We start from the raw sequence: 15,755 nt of genomic DNA, 5'->3' as shown, positions 1-15,755 counted from the left end.
GCTTTGTTAATGAAATGTAATCTGGGAGTAACAGTTGATAAGATGCTGAAAACAGGTATATTTTTCCATAAATTAAATGGAGTTATACATTTTCTTAAAAAAATTGCACGAATTGGAACGCTAATTGTTGACTGAAATGATTTTATGTGATAATTTTAGAAAAGATCTTGAACAAAATTGCATATGGGAATGAAACATTCTCTTATCCAGAGAGAGGGAGGGAACAGGCCTGATGATCTCTCGGCAACCCCCTGTCGGGCGTGATGAACCCATGGGAAGGTGCCAATTCCTGCAGAGCTGTACACTGCTCTGACAGATGAGAGAAGGAGATTGAGCAAGTGATCCTTTCTGCATCTGAATGAGCAGGAAGGTTTTTTTATGCTTAAAAAATGTTTGCAGATCGAAGGCGGTGAAGGAAATGATTCAGTTGAAAAATGTTGTCAAAACATTTCCGGCTGCAGGTAAAAACAAAGAAATTACGGCTTTGAAAGAAATTTCCTTGGAAATTGAAAAAGGGGATATATTTGGAATTGTCGGTTACAGCGGGGCCGGGAAAAGCACGTTGCTCCGGTTGTTAAACGGTTTGGAGACACCGACGAGCGGAACGGTGCTGGTGGATGGAAAAGAAATTTCGCGGCTCAGTGAACGGGAATTGCGCTTTGCCCGACAAAAAATTGGTATGATTTTTCAACACTTCCATCTGTTGTGGTCGAGGACGGTTGCGGAAAATGTGGCTTTTCCGCTGGAGATTGCCGGGGTTCCCAAAAAACAGATCAAGGAGAAAGTAAGACGCTTGTTGGAACTGGTCGGGTTATCGGAGCGCGCCGATGCTTATCCGGCACAGCTCAGCGGCGGACAGAAACAACGGGTCGGCATTGCCCGGGCTCTGGCCAATGATCCGGACGTGCTCTTGTGCGATGAGGCCACCTCAGCGTTGGATCCGGAGACCACGGCTTCGATTTTGAGGCTGTTAAAAGAGATCCATCAAAAATTGGGGCTGACCCTTGTCTTGATTACGCACGAGATGAGCGTGGTACGTGCTATCTGCAACAAAATGGCGGTCATGGAAAACGGACGGATCATTGAAACAGGAACTGTTGCCGAAATCTTTCAAAATCCGAAACATCCTTTGACGAAAAAATTTGTTCAGGATGCAGAACCCGGTCAGGATGGCGTTTGGGTGCCGTGGTCCGGACTTTCCAAACTGGATGAACTGGCCCGCCAATATAACGTCCATTTTCAATTGGTTGGCGGGGAAGTGAAAGGAAGCAGCGATAAAGATGCAGTCCAAGTACAAATCGGCGGAAATGATGAAGCAGTGGAAAAAGTGCGGAAGGTGTTGGGAGGGGAACTTGAATGTGGGAGTCGGTAGATTTTGATCTGTTGCAAGAAGCAACCTTGGAAACTCTTCATATGGTGGGAATTTCCACCCTGATGACGGCAGTGCTGGGGATTCCGCTGGGGGTGCTTCTGGTGGTGACGGACCGCGGCTATTTCTGGGAAAATCTCGTTTTTCAACGTATCTTGGCTTTGGTGGTCAATATTTTCCGGGCCGTTCCTTTCATCATTTTGGTTTTGTTTTTGTTTCCGGTGGCCAAGCTTTTGGTGGGAACCACATTGGGGCCGACGGCAGCCACCATTCCGCTCATTGCAGGAGCCGCTCCTTTTTATGCGCGTATGGTGGAAACCGCCATCCGCGACATCGACAAAGGAGTGATTGAAGCTGCACAGGCGATGGGGGCCAGCCGGTTGACCATTATTTGCAAGGTGCTGATTCCGGAGGCATTTCCTTCGATTGTCTCCGGCCTGACCGTCACTTGTGTTTCGTTGATCAGTTTTTCCGCAATGGCCGGGATTGTCGGGGCCGGCGGTCTCGGGGACACGGCATATCGGTTTGGTTTTCAGGCATTTAATGACGGGATGCTGTACAGTTGTGGAATTTTGTTGGTCATCTTGGTGCAATTGGTGCAATCGGTGGGGGACAGGATTGCCCGTGCCCTGGATAAAAGATCTTAAGGAGGACAAATGGGATGAAAAAGTTTTGGGTTTTGTTGGTCAGTGTGCTGGTTGCGGTGTTGGGAGCCGCTTGCGGCAACCAAAGCAAAGAAAACACGCTCGTGGTCGGGGCCACGCAGGTTCCGCACGCAGAGATTTTGGAGCATATCAAACCGCAATTGGAAAAACAAGGGGTAAACTTGGAAATCAAAGTGTTTACGGATTATGTTTTGCCGAATAAAGCGTTGGAAGAAGGGGAAATTGACGCTAACTATTTCCAACACATTGTCTGGCTTCAAACCACCAATCAGGAAAAAGGATACCATTTGAAAGATGTGGCCCGTGTCCATCTGGAGCCGATGGGGGCTTATTCCAAAAAAATAAAATCGGTTGATCAATTGAAAAACGGTGCCAAAATCGCCATTCCCAACGGAACCAGTGAAATCACCCGCGTTTTGCAGTTGTTGGAGAAAAACGGGTTGATCAAGTTGAATGAACATCAAGGGGAGATCACCCTGAAAAATATTGTGGAGAACCCGAAAAATTTGCAGTTTGAGCTGCTTGAGGCATCTGCTCTTCCACGGATGATCAATGAAGTGGATCTGGCTGTGATCAACACCAACTATGCGCTTCAAGCCGATTTGGATCCGCTCAAGGATGCATTGTTCATGGAAGAAAAAGACCAGAATCCTTATGTGAATGTTTTGGCGGTCAAACAAGGGAATGAAAATAACCCGGCAGTGAAAAAACTGGCGGAAGCCCTTACTTCACCGGAAGTGAAAAAGTTTATCGAGGAAAAATACAAAGGCGTTGTGGTTCCGGCATTTTGAGACACAAAGAAATCCCCCTTTCCGTCAGGAGGAAAGGGGGATTTCTTTATATTCTTTTTCTCCGCGTGTCACCTTCACTTGCCCGTGGGTCCAGTTGGTGACTTGTTGGATAAAGGCTTCTTCTTCCCCAACCGGGATCCACACCGGCCAAGACACCACCTCCTGATAGAGGGGCGTTTCCAAAAAGTAATCGGTTTGGCGGAATTCATGTTCCATTTTTCCCATAAAATGATAATCAAACGTAAAGGTGATTTTTTGGTGCAGCTGGCACCGGATGACACCGGCTGCTTCAATCGCCGCGGAAGCCCCTTGGCTGTAAGCGCGGACGAGTCCGCCAGCTCCCAATTTAATTCCCCCGAAATAACGGGTTACGACAATGGCCGTTTTGATCAGCTTTTTGGCATGGATCACTTCCAATATCGGGCGTCCGGCGGTCCCGGCCGGTTCCCCGTCATCCGAAGATTTTTGAACGGTGTCGGACACCAGGTAAGCATAACAGTTGTGTGTGGCATCCCAATGTTGTTTGCTGATTTCCTGGACGAATTGTTGGGCTTCTTCTTCGGTGGACACCCGTTTGGCCCTGCAAATAAAACGCGATTTCTGAATGACGATTTCCGTTTCCCCTTGAGGGCCGACGGTTAAATACTGTTTCTCAGACATCGTTTCACCTTCTTCCCTACTATCTTAATGAAAACGGCGGTGAAATACCAGGAGTTTGCCGGGGAATCAATGGTAAAATGGAAAAGTGACGGCTTAATAGCTGCCGTCACTTTCTTTATCGCTGTCATATGAATCGGTGTTGTCGGTATCCGACATGTCATCATCCGTTCCGGAACCGGAGTCACCGTCTGTGTCCCCGTTTTCAAGCGGAGGCAATTCCAATTGTTCCCGCAAGGCTTGTTGAATTTTTTTGCGGTCTTTCTCAGGCCAGATCAACACCGCACCTGCACCTTGGATCGTTTCAGGATAGGTTTCGATGTGCAAGGTTTCAATATTGCTCTTCGGTATTTTGGTGTAGATGCTTACCAGTGCCGGGAAGTTGTCTAATTCAAGGCTGTGTTCGAAGTTATCTCCAACCGCTTTCATCAGGTCGGAGAATTTGCCGACTCCTTTGAAACTGGCGATCTTGTCAATCAGTTTGGACACCACTTCTTGTTGTCGTTCGTTGCGTCCCAGGTCCCCGCGGGGATCCTGCTTGCGCATCCTCACATACGCCAAGGCTTCCGAACCGTTCAATTTGGCCGGACCCGGCTCAAAGTAAACCATCTTGCCGCCGATGGCTTTTTGGTGGAATGCAAACGGCACATCCACTTCCACTCCACCCAAGGCATCGACAATGTCTTCAAATCCCTGGAAGTTGATTCGTGCGTAATGATCGATGGGGACATGCAACAGATTTTCCAAAGTTTTACGGATATTTTCAACTTGCCCGACATCTTTTTTATATCCCCAGTAAGCGGCAGAATTCAATTTTGATTTAAAACCATTCGTATTGGCGATTTCTGTATAGGTATCCCGGGGGATACTCAGGACTTTGGCCGTGTGTTTTTTGGGGTTGACGGCAATCAGGATCATGGTGTCCGCCCGCCAAATCGGATCCGATCGTTTCCGTTGGTCCGTTCCGAGAAGTAAAATGGTGAAGGGTTCGGATTCCATTTCCACTTGTTTTTCCCGTAAGTCGGATTTTCCGATATCGTTTTTCGTATTGGCAAAGACTCCCCATATTTCGGAACCTAAATAAAGACCGACACCTACAAGAAGAATGAAGGCCAAAGAGATGGAACGGATGATCCATTTTTTCCGCTGGTTTTTTTTAACCCGCTTTAATCGGCTTTGTTCTACTCTTCTCATCGAAATCCCCACTCGCGCTAAATGTTTTCATTCAATGGTAACATCGTGGTTTGGATTGGATCAAGTAAAGACTGATGGATAATGATCAAATTCACTGAAAATTAATATTTAGGAAAGAAAACGTCAAATAGTGATTAAACAGATAATATTGACGCTTTGTTGAAATCTTTTTGAATCGGGAAGAATGGCTCCCGTTCAAACCATGGATCAAAATGGAAACAGAATCGAATGGAATCCTATAAAAAGACTTACTTATGTAGACGTAATCCGATCAGGATGGTTGCGTAAAAATTTGTCGAATTTGAGAAAACGGTGAAACGACGGGAACGGCGAAACAGGCTTTTTCAACAGAATGGAGGGATTTTGGAAAAATCCGGAATAGCTTTCTTCAAAATTTGGAAAGCTGTGGAGTGTCAAGGAGTCCCCTTCTGTTTCCGCTTTCTCGGATGACGTGTCTGAGACACTGTAATTCTTTCAAAAGAGCGGTGCAAAAGGTAGAGAAGCTTTTATAAAAGAAAAAGAAAGATTCTATCTACAATTATCTATTTTATATAATAAATTCGTATGAATCTACAATCCGGCTTTATGTTTTTTGAAAATAATCGTACTTTTGGTGATTGACATGATAAATCGAAAGAGGACAGTGGGGCTGTTTTTTGTGTTTATTTTGTTGCTTTTGGCTGTAACCTTGCCGATGATGTCCACCCCCGGAGCGCGGAGCAAAAGCCAAAAGTGGGTGGTGAAGTGGCGCCAGCCGGTTCCTTCTTCTTTCTGGATGGAAGCGGAGCTTTTGGAAGAAGGGGGAGAAGGCTTGTATTTGGTGCGGACTAAACCGGGAACGGATGATGAGCGGTGGGTTGAAACATGGAAAGAAGATCCGGGCATCGAATCCATCGGCCCTGATATCCGGTATGAACTGGGGGATGAAAAGAAACGGAGCCGCTTTCGGGTTGTGTTTGGCAAAAATTATTATTTGCAACAAACCCATGTTTCGAAGGCTTGGGCTTATTTCCGGAAAAAGGCGGATCCTGACAGGATAAAGCCGGTGACGGTGGCGGTGGTGGATACCGGAGTCGATTTGTCCCATCCGGCGCTTAAGCCTTTTCTGACCGAAGGAGTGAACGTGAAAAATCCTGATCTGCCCCCGCAGGATCATTTCGGGCATGGAACCAAAGTTGCCGGGGTGATTGCTTCCACCTGGGGAGCCAGAGAGGGAAAAGCGGTTGGAAAGGGAAGAATCATGCCGGTCAAAGTGATGGAAAACGACGGGGATGGGGAAATTTTCTACACTGTGAAAGGCATCCGCGAAGCCATCCGGCGCGGTGCTGACATCATTGTGTTGTCACAAGGGAGCTGGACTTACTCCAAGTTGATGGAAGACGCGGTGGAGGAAGCCGAAAGGCAAGGCGTGCTGGTGATTGCGGCGGCGGGGAATGCGGAATTCGAAAAAGGGGAGCTGTTGTTCCGCCAACCTTTGTATTATCCGGCGGCATTCCCTTCAGTTTTGTCTGTGGGTGCCACGGATTTTCAGGGGAATCATGAGCCGTTGTCCAATACCGGTTACGGTTTGGACATCGTGGCGCCTGGTGACATGATTTATACCATGTCCAATGACGGGGATTATGCTTTTGATTCGGGAACCTCTTTTTCCACACCACAAGTTGCCGGAGTGGCGGCTTTGATCTGGCAGCTTCGTCCCGATTACACGCCCGGGGATATCCGCATGTTGCTCCGGCAAACGGCTTCATCACCGCGTTGGAATGAAAAGACCGGGTTTGGATTGTTGGATGCGGATCGTGCGCTTCGGTCCCCGCTGGATCCCGATATGGCCGAACCAAATGACAGTGAACAAACCGCGACGCCTTTTTTTCTTTCCCAAGAAATCCGACTGGTCCTGCAAAAAGGGGATCCGGATTGGTACGTACTGGATTTAAACAAGGCCGGCCGGCTGCAAGTGGATGTGGAAGTGCTCGATGGACCGGGGGAAGATGTTTTTTTGTCCATCATCCAGGCAACGACTGGTCAAACCCGTTCCTTTTCCCTTTCCGCCTGGTCGGGCAAACAACGGATCATCACACCGGTTTCTCAGGGGAAGATCTTGTTGAAATGGTCGGTGTCCCAAACATCGAAACGAGAGGTTGCCTTGCGGTTTCATGCCGCTTATTTGCCGGAAGAGGATGAGTATGAAGCGAATGATTTGTTGTCCCAAGCCACCTTGTTGCCGCTTTCGGAAAACAAAAAAGTATTTTCCGCAACTATTTCCCGTCCCGGCGATGCCGATTGGTACCAATTGTCGATTCCGAAAGAGGGGAGGCTGGTGGTGCAGGTTCAACCCCTGACCCCGCGTTTTGATCCGGTGATCTTTAAAATACGGCAGGATGATTGGGAAAACATGCGACAAGATGAAGAGAGGGAAGGAAGAACCGAAACTTTGTCGCTGGATGTGAAGCCGGGGCCGTTTTATTTTCGCGTGACGGACTATGCAGGAAATCTGATTGAGGATCCGTACCAATTGATCATTTCTTTTGAACCGGTTTGACAAGCGGATGCCGTCAAAATGTGGAAGAGAAGAATACGGTTGTAATTCATGAATGATTAGGTTATTCTAATGTTAAATAAAAATAGGGGTTTTATGTATCTGGGTATCGAGGATTACGAACAATAAAGCCTTTCCTCGAAGGAAGGGCTTTTTCTGTTTGCAGTTTCAGGGTAGATAGGGGGAGAATGAATGTCAGCAACAAAACGCAGCCTTTTCACCTCTGAATCCGTCACGGTCGGCCACCCGGACAAAATTTGCGATCAAATTTCCGATGCCATTTTGGATGCCATCCTGGAAAAAGATCCAAATGCACGGGTTGCTTGTGAAACTTCAGTGACCACCGGTTTGGTGTTGGTCAGTGGTGAAATCACAACTTCTTGCTATGTCGATATTCCCAAAATCGTTCGTCAAACGATTAAAGATATCGGCTATACCCGGGCAAAATACGGTTTCGATTCCGAAACTTGCGCCGTGCTTACCTCCATTGACGAACAGTCGCCCGATATTGCCATGGGCGTCGATGTGGCCCTTGAAAAAAGGGAGGGCTCCATGACCGAAGAAGAAATTGAAGCCATTGGGGCCGGTGACCAAGGGATCATGTTCGGGTTTGCATGCAACGAAACGGAAGAATTGATGCCGCTGCCCATTTCGCTTGCACACAAACTGGCCCGTCGCTTGCATGAAGTCCGGGTGGACGGCACGCTTCCATACCTTCGTCCCGATGGAAAAACCCAAGTGACGATTGAGTATGAGGATGATAAACCGGTCCGGATCGACACCATTGTTGTATCCACACAGCATGCGGATCATGTTACATTGGAACAGATTAAAAAAGATCTGATGGAACATGTGATTCTTCCGGTCGTTCCGGGCGAAATGTTTGACGAGCGAACCAAAACCTTCATTAATCCGACCGGCCGTTTTGTCATCGGGGGTCCGCAAGGGGATGCCGGACTGACCGGACGGAAGATTATCGTGGATACTTACGGCGGATATGCCCGGCACGGCGGTGGGGCATTTTCCGGTAAAGATCCGACAAAAGTGGACCGTTCCGGAGCTTATGCGGCACGTTACGTGGCGAAAAACATTGTCGCCGCCGGACTTGCCGACAAATGTGAAGTACAGCTGGCTTATGCCATCGGAGTGGCCCGTCCGGTTTCCATTCGTGTGGACACTTTCGGCACGGGAAAAGTGGATGAAGAAACGCTGGTAAAACTGGTGGAAAAACATTTCGACCTTCGCCCGGCCGGCATTATCCGGCAACTTGATTTGCGTCGCCCGATTTACCGTCAGACAGCCGCATACGGTCATTTTGGGCGCACCGATGTCGACTTGCCTTGGGAGCGCACTGACCTGGCGGACGTGTTGAAGAAAGAAGCCGGATTATAATAAAGAACGGAAAAGAGTTTGTGACCGTCAGGCACAAGCTCTTTTCTTTATGGATTTTAAAAAACCGCCCGCTTTGGCTGTTTGGTTCCGGCATACAAGGGAACGGCCGGCCGGTGATGAAAAAAATGGGCGTTCTCTTTTGAAGTGAAGGATTGTCTTTAAATGATGGACATCTTATTTCATCTTGATTTTATTCATGGTAAAATTTAAATAGAGGCAATATTGCGAGAAAGAGGCGATTCCCTTGGAGAAACAGCGGGCCGAAGTAGAAGAAAATATCGAAATTTCACAACATCCTTCTCCGATCCGGATCATGATAGCCGATCAGGACACCCGGTTTCGTGACCGGCTCAAAGAGGCCTTAAAGCGGGAAAGCGATATGATGCTCGTTGGCGAAATATCCGAAGGGAACGAGGTTCCTTTGGCCTGTGGAACATTGAACCCGCATGTTGTCGTCATGAATTTATACCTGCCGCGGGTGGACGGAGTGGAAGTCACCTACCGGCTTTGGAAAATGAGCCCGCAGACAAAGATTATGATTTTATCCGATCATGCCGATCCCTATGTGTTGGAAACGATTCGTTCCGGAGCGTCCGGTTTCCTGTTGAAAGATACCGAAATCCGGACGATGGTCGATGCGATCCGTGTCATTGCCCACGGAGGCGTCTATATTCATCCCGTCATGATGGGCAGTTTGGTCAATGAATTGCGCAGATTGAGCCGTATGGAAGGGACGATTTATTATCATTACCGGACGGTTCCCAAGGTCTCCTGGAGAGAAGTTTTGACTGAAAGAGAAATGGAAGTTTTAAGACTATTGGCACAGGGAAAAAATAACCGGACGATCAGTGAGCATCTTTACATCAGCGAAAAGACGGTTAAAAACCATGTGAGTAATATCTTGTATAAATTGAATGTTCAGGATCGGACGCAAGCGGTGTTGATGGCGATGAGATACGGATGGGTTCAATTGATATGACGAATATCCCGTAATGGTCACAGTCCCTGCCTTTTTGCCATACGATGCTTTTTGAGGAGGGGCGTTTGGTATGGGAGAATGGATTTTGTGGAGCGTTTTTTTGTACATTGCCCTCTATTTCCTGGTGAAGGGTCTTTCCCGCTATTTGGGCAACTATTACCATAACAAAGCCGTCCATCTGGTGATCATTACAAAAAACAGCCAACACGAAGTCGAGTGGATGATCCGGTCCTATTATGCATGGAACGGTCCACAGGGAAAGCCGGGGCAAATCACTTGTCTGGATGCCGGTTCCAAAGATGACACCCTGTTCATTTTAAACCGGTTGAAACAACGTTATCCCACATTGGAAGTGATTCGGCTTCATTCCGGTACCGATGAAGATGAAGCGGTTTATCGCTGGCTTCAATCCCAAGAGAAAAACAGAGGGAAGCTGATTGTGATGGACTTGAGAGAGGTTGATTCGTCGGACAAATCTGAAAAAGGATCCGCTTGATTTGATCAGGCCTTGATCCGGCCTGATTCATTTTTGGGAAGTGATGGGGTTGGAAGTTTATTTTTATCGTCTGGAAGGGGAAAAACAGGGGCGTTTCAGTCTGGCGGCGGAAGTGGATTTCCGGTATTGGAAGAAGCGGGGAAAGACATTGGCGGAGGTGCATCGGACCCGTTCGATCCGGGATGCCTGGGCTTTGGCCCGGGGCAGGAAAGAAAAATCACCGGAACCTGTCACCATGCCGGTTGACCATGAATTTGCGGCATGGATGGAACAAGCAAACCTTCTATTTCCAATTCTTTCCGGGAGAGCGTTGTTGTGGCAGGAAGTCCAAAACCTGGTGGAGAAACATTTGTCAGGCATGGATTTGAAAATGATGAAAAGAGCCTTGCAAATCCTGATCCTGGAACAAAAATGCCAATTGAAACCCGGTGTGATCAAGGAGGGTCCGGTACGCAGATGGCGTTGTGAACGATGCGGTTATCAGGGTGCAGAAATCAAAGCGACGGTCTGTTTGTCGTGCGGCGGCGAGTGTGCGGTTTGTGAACATTGCCTGTTGATGGGGCGCAGCCGTGCTTGCACTCCTTTTTTCTTGTTTGAACCGGAAGAAAGGAAACCGGCAAAACCGGCCAGCAAGGAACCGGCGTTCTCATTGACCGTAAACCAGCAACGGGTTTCTTCCCGGATCGAAGCCCTTCTTGAGCACCAGGAAAAAAGGGTTTTGGTCTGGGCTGTCACCGGAGCCGGAAAGACCGAAATCATGTTTCCGGTGATTCAAAAATGACTGGATCGCGGGAAAAGAATTTTATGGGCGACGCCGCGCAAAGATGTCGTGTTGGAGTTGTACCCCCGGGTGCGGGAATTTTTTCCGGCAACGGTTGCTTTGTACGGGGGATCCCCGCACCGGTGGCTTTCTTCCCCGCTTGTTCTGGCCACTTGCCATCAGGTGTGGCGTCATCATCATGCGTTTGATTTGATGATCATTGATGAGGTGGATGCTTTTCCGCTTTATGGCGATCCGGCGTTGGAAAGCGGATTGAACCGGGCGATGGCCCCCGACGGGCAACAAGTCTTGTTAACCGCGACACCGCCGGTTTATTGGCAGGACTCCGCGAAAAGGGGGCGTCTGGCCGCCGTGATGTTGCCGGCCCGGTATCACGGACATCCGCTTCCGCTTCCAAAGCTGTTTCGGGAGAGCCGGTTATGGACGAAAATCAGCAAAGGGAAGTCCGTCGCCGTCTTGACCCGTTTTTTGCAACAACTGGATGAATGCCGGGGACAAGCTCTCATTTTTGTGCCCAGGGTCCGGGATGTCCGCTTGGTGCTTTTATGGTTAAAGAAAAATGCCCCATCCCGTTTCGCCAGAGCCGGGGGTGTTCATGCCCGCGATCCTTTCCGTGAGCAAAAGATCCGGGAATTCCGCGAAGGAAAGTGGAACGTTTTGGTGACCACCACCATTTTGGAACGGGGCGTGACCGTTCCGCGTTGCCATGTGCTGGTCATGGGAGGAGATCATCCGGTTTTTGACGAAGCAACCCTCGTGCAAATCGCCGGCCGCGTCGGGAGAAATGCCGGGTACCAAAAGGGAGTGGTTTGGTTTTTGTCAGAGGAAAAAACCATGGCGCAAAAACAAGCGTTGAAAAAAATAAAGTGGCTGAATCATTTTGCTGAAAAAGAAGGATTTTGCTGAAAAAGGAGCGTATAATCAGAGGTGAAGTGGTGGTCGTCTCTGTTTCCGGCTTTTCGTACTTGCTGGTTTTGCCCGTCTCCCGTGCAAGGGACACTCCCTGTGTCGGTATCGGATCACATCTGTCCGGTTTGTCTGGAGCAAGCGGAAATGCTGCAAAAACCGTTTTGTTCCATTTGCATGAGTCCCGGGATATTCAACGGGGAGATTTGCGGAGATTGTCTGCGGGTCCCTCCCGGTGAACGGGTCGTGAATCGCAGCGCTGTTTCCTATTCCCCTTTGGTCCGGGAATGGATATGGACATTGAAATATGGCGGCAAGGAAAGCCTGGCGGTGCCGATGGGAAAGTGGATGGCGGAAGTGGTCCGGGAACACTACGGGAGAAAAGCCGTTTCGGTGATCACATATGTTCCGATGCATGGCGAAAGGCAAAAACAGCGGGGCTTTAATCAAGCGGAACGATTGGCATTGACCATCGGGAAAAAATTGTGGATCCCGGTACGTCCTTTATTGAAAAGGGTAAAGGAAACCACTCCGCAAAGCAGGCGTACTCGCCGTGAGCGGCTTCATTCCATAAATGGCGTTTTTCAGTTGGCGGATCAAAGGCAAGCGGAAAAGGGCCGGAAACGGTCCGTGTTGATCGTGGATGATGTTTACACCACCGGCGCCACGGTCAGAGAGTGTGCAAAAGTTTTGCGGAATGCGGGATTTCAAGAAGTTTTCTCTGTTACATTTGCCAGATAAAGTATTAGAATAGAAAAAAGTGGTCAACTCTTGTAGATAGCAGTGTAAATCAAGTAATCGTGAAGGAGCGTTGAAAAATGAACAAAACGGAATTGGTGGAAAAAGTAGCTGAAAAAACGGGCAAAACGAAGAAAGAGGCAGGAATGATCGTCGACAGCGTTTTGCAAACCATTTCGGAAGCATTGAAAAACGGAGACAAAGTTACACTGATCGGATTCGGAAACTTTGAAGTCCGTGAATACGCGGCACGCAAAGGAAGAAACCCGCAAACCGGAGAAGAAATGTTTATCGAAGCAAGAAAAGCCCCGGCTTTTAAACCCGGAAAACAATTGAAAGAATTGATCAATCAGTAATCCGTCCCTGCTGAATCACCTGAGGCGCTGAGCCCCGGGTGATTTTTTTATTTCCGGTTTCCTGAATTTGCATCCATGTCGAGATTGAATAAATATACATTGATATGTATAATTAAATCAAATCTTTTCAAAGGAAATGATTTCATCTCATTGGTTTTTAGCGGATCAAGGGTTTGGGAAGGGATGTGAAAAAAATGCGTTTTTGCATGATTATACTCTCTTTGGTTTCTTCTTTGGTTCTTTTGGCCGGCTGCGACAGTCCGGCTGAAAAGGAACATGGCATCAAAGTGGGAACCAATGCCGAATTTCCCCCGTTTGAAAAGTTGGAAGGGAACGGGAAAATCACCGGTTTTGATGCCGAGATTTTGTCGGCTGTGGCCAAAGCGGAAAACCTTTCGTTTGATTTTCAACATACCGGCTGGGATGTCATGTTAAACGGCGTGGCAAGAGGCCGGCTGGATGCAGGGATCTCTGCAATCACCATCACGGAGGGGCGCCAAAAGATTTACGATTTTACGGAACCTTACTTTGAAGCGAAACAAGTGATTCTGGTTCCGTCGGCTTCCCCGGTCAAAACATTGAACGATTTAAAAGGGAAAAAGATCGGGGTGCAATCGTCCACAACGGGGGAACAAGTGGTGCAAAAAGCATTTGGAAACACGTATCCGGGATTGAAACGGTATGACGTGATTTCCTCGGCGGTGGAAGATTTGAAGCTCGGCCGCATTGATGCGGTGGTGGTGGATGAAGCGGTGAATGCGGAATACCTAAAAAAGTTGGGAAAAAGCCAATTCAAAACGGTTCAAGATTCGTCGATGCCGGCGGAATCTTACGGGATCATTGTGAAAAAAGGAAACCGGGAATTGTTGAACAAGTTGAATTCCGGGTTGAAAAAGATTAAACAAAACGGAACTTATGACAAAATTTATGCCAAATATTTTGGGGATAAGTGAACCAAATCTGTGGATAACTTGTGGGTAAGTTGTGAAAAGAGCCTGTTTTTTAATTTGTGGATAATGTGGATAACTATGTGAATAACTGTGGACAGGGAGAAGGAGACTGTGGATAAATGATGGATTGGGATTGGTCGGTTGTCATCGAATATAAAGACTTGTTTATCCAGGGATTGATCACGACCATCGAATTGACTGCGGTGGCGGTGGCCGTCGGATTGGTGATCGGGGTTTTGCTGGGGATAATGTTGATTTCCGCGAAGAAATGGCTCAGGATTCCTGCCAGGGTTTATGTCCATCTGTTTCGCGGAACCCCGCTTTTTTTGCAGATTTTGTTTTTCCATTTTGCCGTATTGCCCACGCTGGCGGAAATGTTTTTCATGGATCCGCCCGAAGCTGTCATTTCCGGTTTTGTTGCTTTTTCCATGAATGCCGGAGCATATATTGCGGAGATTTTTCGCGGCGGCATTCAGTCTGTGGATAAAGGGCAGTTGGAGGCAGCCCGTTCGTTGGGCATGACTTATCCACAAGCGATGAGGTTTGTGGTGTTGCCTCAGGCGTTTAAAAACATGTTGCCGCCGCTCGGAAATGAAATGATCACCCTTTTGAAAGACACCTCCTTGGTGACCGTGATTGCCGTCAATGATATTACGTATGCGGCATTCGTGACGGCCAAAAACACGTTTGTCCGCTGGACCCCTTATATCACGGCCGGATTGGTGTATCTCGTGTTGACAACGCTTCTGACGCAATGGGTTTCTTATTTGGAAAAACGGTTTCAGACAAGCAAACGTTAGCGTGGCGAAAGAAATGACGGTCCGGTGTTAGCAGTGGCTTGTTTGTACCGGCCCCGCAGCATGGCATGCACGGGATGCCTGACGGACTTAAACAGATAAGGGATGATGACAGGATGATTCGGGCAGAAAAACTGGATAAATTTTATGGTCAGTATCACGTATTAAAAGAGATTGATTTGGAGATAAATGAAAAAGAACTTGTTTGTGTCATTGGTCCGAGCGGATCAGGCAAAAGCACGTTGTTGCGCTGTTTGAACCGGCTTGAAACCATTACTTCAGGCAAGTTGATCGTAAACGGACAAGATTTGACGCACCCCGGTACCGATGTGAACCGGGTGCGGGCTGAAGTGGGAATGGTGTTTCAGCATTTTGAGCTGTTTCCTCACCTGAGTGTGTTGGAAAACATCACTTTGGCTCCGATTCGTGTCCGGAAGATGAAAAAAGAGGAAATCGAGCCGAAAGCTTATGCGTTATTGGATAAAGTGGGATTAAAGGAAAAAGCGGAAAGTTATCCCGGTGAACTGTCAGGAGGACAAAAACAACGGGTGGCCATTGCCCGGGCACTGGCCATGGAGCCCAAAGTCATGTTGTTTGACGAACCCACTTCCGCCTTGGATCCGGAAATGGTGAAAGAAGTGTTGGAAGTGATGAAGGCCTTGGCCCGGGAAGGGATGACGATGGTCGTCGTCACCCATGAGATGGGATTTGCCCGTGAAGTCAGCGATCGCATCGTCTTTATGGACGAAGGGAGAATCCTGGAGACGGGCAGTCCGGAAGAGATCTTTTTTCATCCCCGGCACGAAAGATTAAAAAATTTTCTCAGCAAGGTTTTGTGATTCAAAAAGGGTCTTCTTGACAGTATTTTTAGACAAATGATATAGTTAAATGGCGTGAGATGTATGTCTTGTGCAATCTGATTGAAGAAGGGAATGTATTTTTCATGCAAGGCAAAGTCAAGTGGTTCAACGCGGAGAAAGGTTACGGCTTCATCGAGCGTGAAGGCGGGGACGATGTGTTTGTCCATTATTCCGCGATTGAAATGGAAGGATTTAAAACATTGGAAGAAGGTCAATTGGTTGAATTTGAAATCGTGGAGGGTTCGCGTGGACCACAGGCTGCGAATGTTGTTAAATTAGGTTAACGTT

General features: G+C 48.0%; 17 protein-coding genes and 1 riboswitch. Of the genes, 15 read left to right on the top strand and 2 right to left on the bottom strand.

Going from position 1 to position 15,755, the window contains the following annotated elements; translation table 11 throughout:
- Positions 1–199: 199 nt before the first annotated feature.
- A riboswitch (SAM riboswitch) is annotated at positions 200–323 on the top strand.
- 95 nt (positions 324–418) lie between these two features.
- From H1R82_RS01195 to H1R82_RS01185, 3 genes are read left to right on the top strand one after another with little or no spacing between them, the layout of a single operon-like run.
- Positions 419–1,372, top strand: coding sequence for a methionine ABC transporter ATP-binding protein (locus H1R82_RS01195; RefSeq protein ID WP_181731344.1), 954 nt, complete (start codon positions 419–421; stop codon positions 1,370–1,372).
- Positions 1,357–2,016, top strand: coding sequence for a methionine ABC transporter permease (locus H1R82_RS01190; RefSeq protein ID WP_181731345.1), 660 nt, complete (start codon positions 1,357–1,359; stop codon positions 2,014–2,016). Before H1R82_RS01195 ends, H1R82_RS01190 begins: the two co-directional genes overlap by 16 nt.
- Before the next feature lie 14 nt (positions 2,017–2,030).
- Positions 2,031–2,825 carry a MetQ/NlpA family ABC transporter substrate-binding protein gene (locus H1R82_RS01185; protein ID WP_181731346.1) on the top strand — a complete coding sequence of 265 codons (795 nt, stop codon included), beginning with the start codon at positions 2,031–2,033 and terminating at the stop codon, positions 2,823–2,825.
- Positions 2,826–2,849: 24 nt separating this feature from the next.
- On the opposite strand, the gene H1R82_RS01180 is transcribed toward H1R82_RS01185, so the two are convergent.
- Entirely contained in the window at positions 2,850–3,485 is a 636-nt protein-coding gene (locus H1R82_RS01180) for a YigZ family protein (RefSeq protein ID WP_181731347.1), read from the bottom strand.
- 93 nt (positions 3,486–3,578) lie between these two features.
- On the bottom strand, positions 3,579–4,676 hold the full coding sequence (locus H1R82_RS01175; RefSeq protein WP_181731348.1) for an LCP family protein: 1,098 nt from the start codon (positions 4,674–4,676) through the stop codon (positions 3,579–3,581).
- A 658-nt stretch (positions 4,677–5,334) separates the two neighbouring features.
- Here H1R82_RS01175 and H1R82_RS01170 point away from each other — a divergent pair.
- From H1R82_RS01170 to H1R82_RS01115, 12 genes are all read left to right on the top strand, one after another.
- Positions 5,335–7,215: a S8 family peptidase gene (locus tag H1R82_RS01170; RefSeq protein WP_181731349.1), complete on the top strand. Its 1,881-nt coding sequence runs from the start codon at positions 5,335–5,337 to the stop codon at positions 7,213–7,215.
- Between the two features lie 189 nt (positions 7,216–7,404).
- Positions 7,405–8,604 carry a methionine adenosyltransferase gene (gene metK, locus H1R82_RS01165; RefSeq protein WP_181731350.1) on the top strand — a complete coding sequence of 400 codons (1,200 nt, stop codon included), beginning with the start codon at positions 7,405–7,407 and terminating at the stop codon, positions 8,602–8,604.
- Between the two features lie 244 nt (positions 8,605–8,848).
- Positions 8,849–9,583 carry a response regulator transcription factor gene (locus H1R82_RS01160; protein WP_232333920.1) on the top strand — a complete coding sequence of 245 codons (735 nt, stop codon included), beginning with the start codon at positions 8,849–8,851 and terminating at the stop codon, positions 9,581–9,583.
- A gap of 70 nt (positions 9,584–9,653) precedes the next feature.
- Positions 9,654–10,079 (top strand): glycosyltransferase family 2 protein, encoded by a 426-nt coding sequence (locus tag H1R82_RS01155; protein WP_181731351.1) that lies wholly within the window; start codon positions 9,654–9,656, stop codon positions 10,077–10,079.
- A 49-nt stretch (positions 10,080–10,128) separates the two neighbouring features.
- Complete coding sequence (locus H1R82_RS01150; RefSeq protein ID WP_181731352.1) at positions 10,129–10,860, top strand: DEAD/DEAH box helicase family protein; 732 nt, start codon at positions 10,129–10,131, stop codon at positions 10,858–10,860.
- A gap of 69 nt (positions 10,861–10,929) precedes the next feature.
- A complete protein-coding gene (locus H1R82_RS01145; protein WP_181731353.1) occupies positions 10,930–11,766 on the top strand; it encodes a helicase-related protein in 837 nt (278 codons plus the stop codon).
- 21 nt (positions 11,767–11,787) lie between these two features.
- The gene (locus tag H1R82_RS01140) at positions 11,788–12,507 is read left to right on the top strand and encodes a ComFC family protein (protein ID WP_181731354.1); all 720 of its coding nucleotides are present in this window, start codon (positions 11,788–11,790) and stop codon (positions 12,505–12,507) included.
- 77 nt (positions 12,508–12,584) lie between these two features.
- Positions 12,585–12,860: a non-specific DNA-binding protein Hbs gene (gene hbs / locus H1R82_RS01135; RefSeq protein WP_037997689.1), complete on the top strand. Its 276-nt coding sequence runs from the start codon at positions 12,585–12,587 to the stop codon at positions 12,858–12,860.
- A 194-nt stretch (positions 12,861–13,054) separates the two neighbouring features.
- The gene (locus H1R82_RS01130) at positions 13,055–13,813 is read left to right on the top strand and encodes a basic amino acid ABC transporter substrate-binding protein (protein WP_181731355.1); all 759 of its coding nucleotides are present in this window, start codon (positions 13,055–13,057) and stop codon (positions 13,811–13,813) included.
- A gap of 116 nt (positions 13,814–13,929) precedes the next feature.
- Complete coding sequence (locus tag H1R82_RS01125; RefSeq protein ID WP_181731356.1) at positions 13,930–14,610, top strand: amino acid ABC transporter permease; 681 nt, start codon at positions 13,930–13,932, stop codon at positions 14,608–14,610.
- 113 nt (positions 14,611–14,723) lie between these two features.
- Positions 14,724–15,446 carry an amino acid ABC transporter ATP-binding protein gene (locus H1R82_RS01120; RefSeq protein WP_181731357.1) on the top strand — a complete coding sequence of 241 codons (723 nt, stop codon included), beginning with the start codon at positions 14,724–14,726 and terminating at the stop codon, positions 15,444–15,446.
- 104 nt (positions 15,447–15,550) lie between these two features.
- A complete protein-coding gene (locus H1R82_RS01115) occupies positions 15,551–15,751 on the top strand; it encodes a cold shock domain-containing protein (RefSeq protein ID WP_037997728.1) in 201 nt (66 codons plus the stop codon).
- The last annotated feature ends 4 nt before the right edge of the window (positions 15,752–15,755 follow it).

Source organism: Thermoactinomyces intermedius (assembly GCF_013912365.1).
In the GTDB taxonomy this organism is placed as follows: domain Bacteria; phylum Bacillota; class Bacilli; order Thermoactinomycetales; family Thermoactinomycetaceae; genus Thermoactinomyces; species Thermoactinomyces intermedius.
The sequence above is the reverse complement of the archived record's forward strand: the minus strand, read 5'-3'. Positions and strand labels throughout refer to the sequence as shown.

Coding starts and splice junctions, on each gene's coding strand:
- H1R82_RS01195 (WP_181731344.1), top strand. CDS start 419: ATGATTCAGTTGAAAAATGTTGTCAAAACATTTCCGGCTGCAGGTAAA.
- H1R82_RS01190 (WP_181731345.1), top strand. CDS start 1,357: ATGTGGGAGTCGGTAGATTTTGATCTGTTGCAAGAAGCAACCTTGGAA.
- H1R82_RS01185 (WP_181731346.1), top strand. CDS start 2,031: ATGAAAAAGTTTTGGGTTTTGTTGGTCAGTGTGCTGGTTGCGGTGTTG.
- H1R82_RS01180 (WP_181731347.1), bottom strand. CDS start 3,485: ATGTCTGAGAAACAGTATTTAACCGTCGGCCCTCAAGGGGAAACGGAA.
- H1R82_RS01175 (WP_181731348.1), bottom strand. CDS start 4,676: ATGAGAAGAGTAGAACAAAGCCGATTAAAGCGGGTTAAAAAAAACCAG.
- metK (WP_181731350.1), top strand. CDS start 7,405: ATGTCAGCAACAAAACGCAGCCTTTTCACCTCTGAATCCGTCACGGTC.
- H1R82_RS01155 (WP_181731351.1), top strand. CDS start 9,654: ATGGGAGAATGGATTTTGTGGAGCGTTTTTTTGTACATTGCCCTCTAT.
- hbs (WP_037997689.1), top strand. CDS start 12,585: ATGAACAAAACGGAATTGGTGGAAAAAGTAGCTGAAAAAACGGGCAAA.
- H1R82_RS01130 (WP_181731355.1), top strand. CDS start 13,055: ATGCGTTTTTGCATGATTATACTCTCTTTGGTTTCTTCTTTGGTTCTT.
- H1R82_RS01125 (WP_181731356.1), top strand. CDS start 13,930: ATGATGGATTGGGATTGGTCGGTTGTCATCGAATATAAAGACTTGTTT.
- H1R82_RS01120 (WP_181731357.1), top strand. CDS start 14,724: ATGATTCGGGCAGAAAAACTGGATAAATTTTATGGTCAGTATCACGTA.
- H1R82_RS01115 (WP_037997728.1), top strand. CDS start 15,551: ATGCAAGGCAAAGTCAAGTGGTTCAACGCGGAGAAAGGTTACGGCTTC.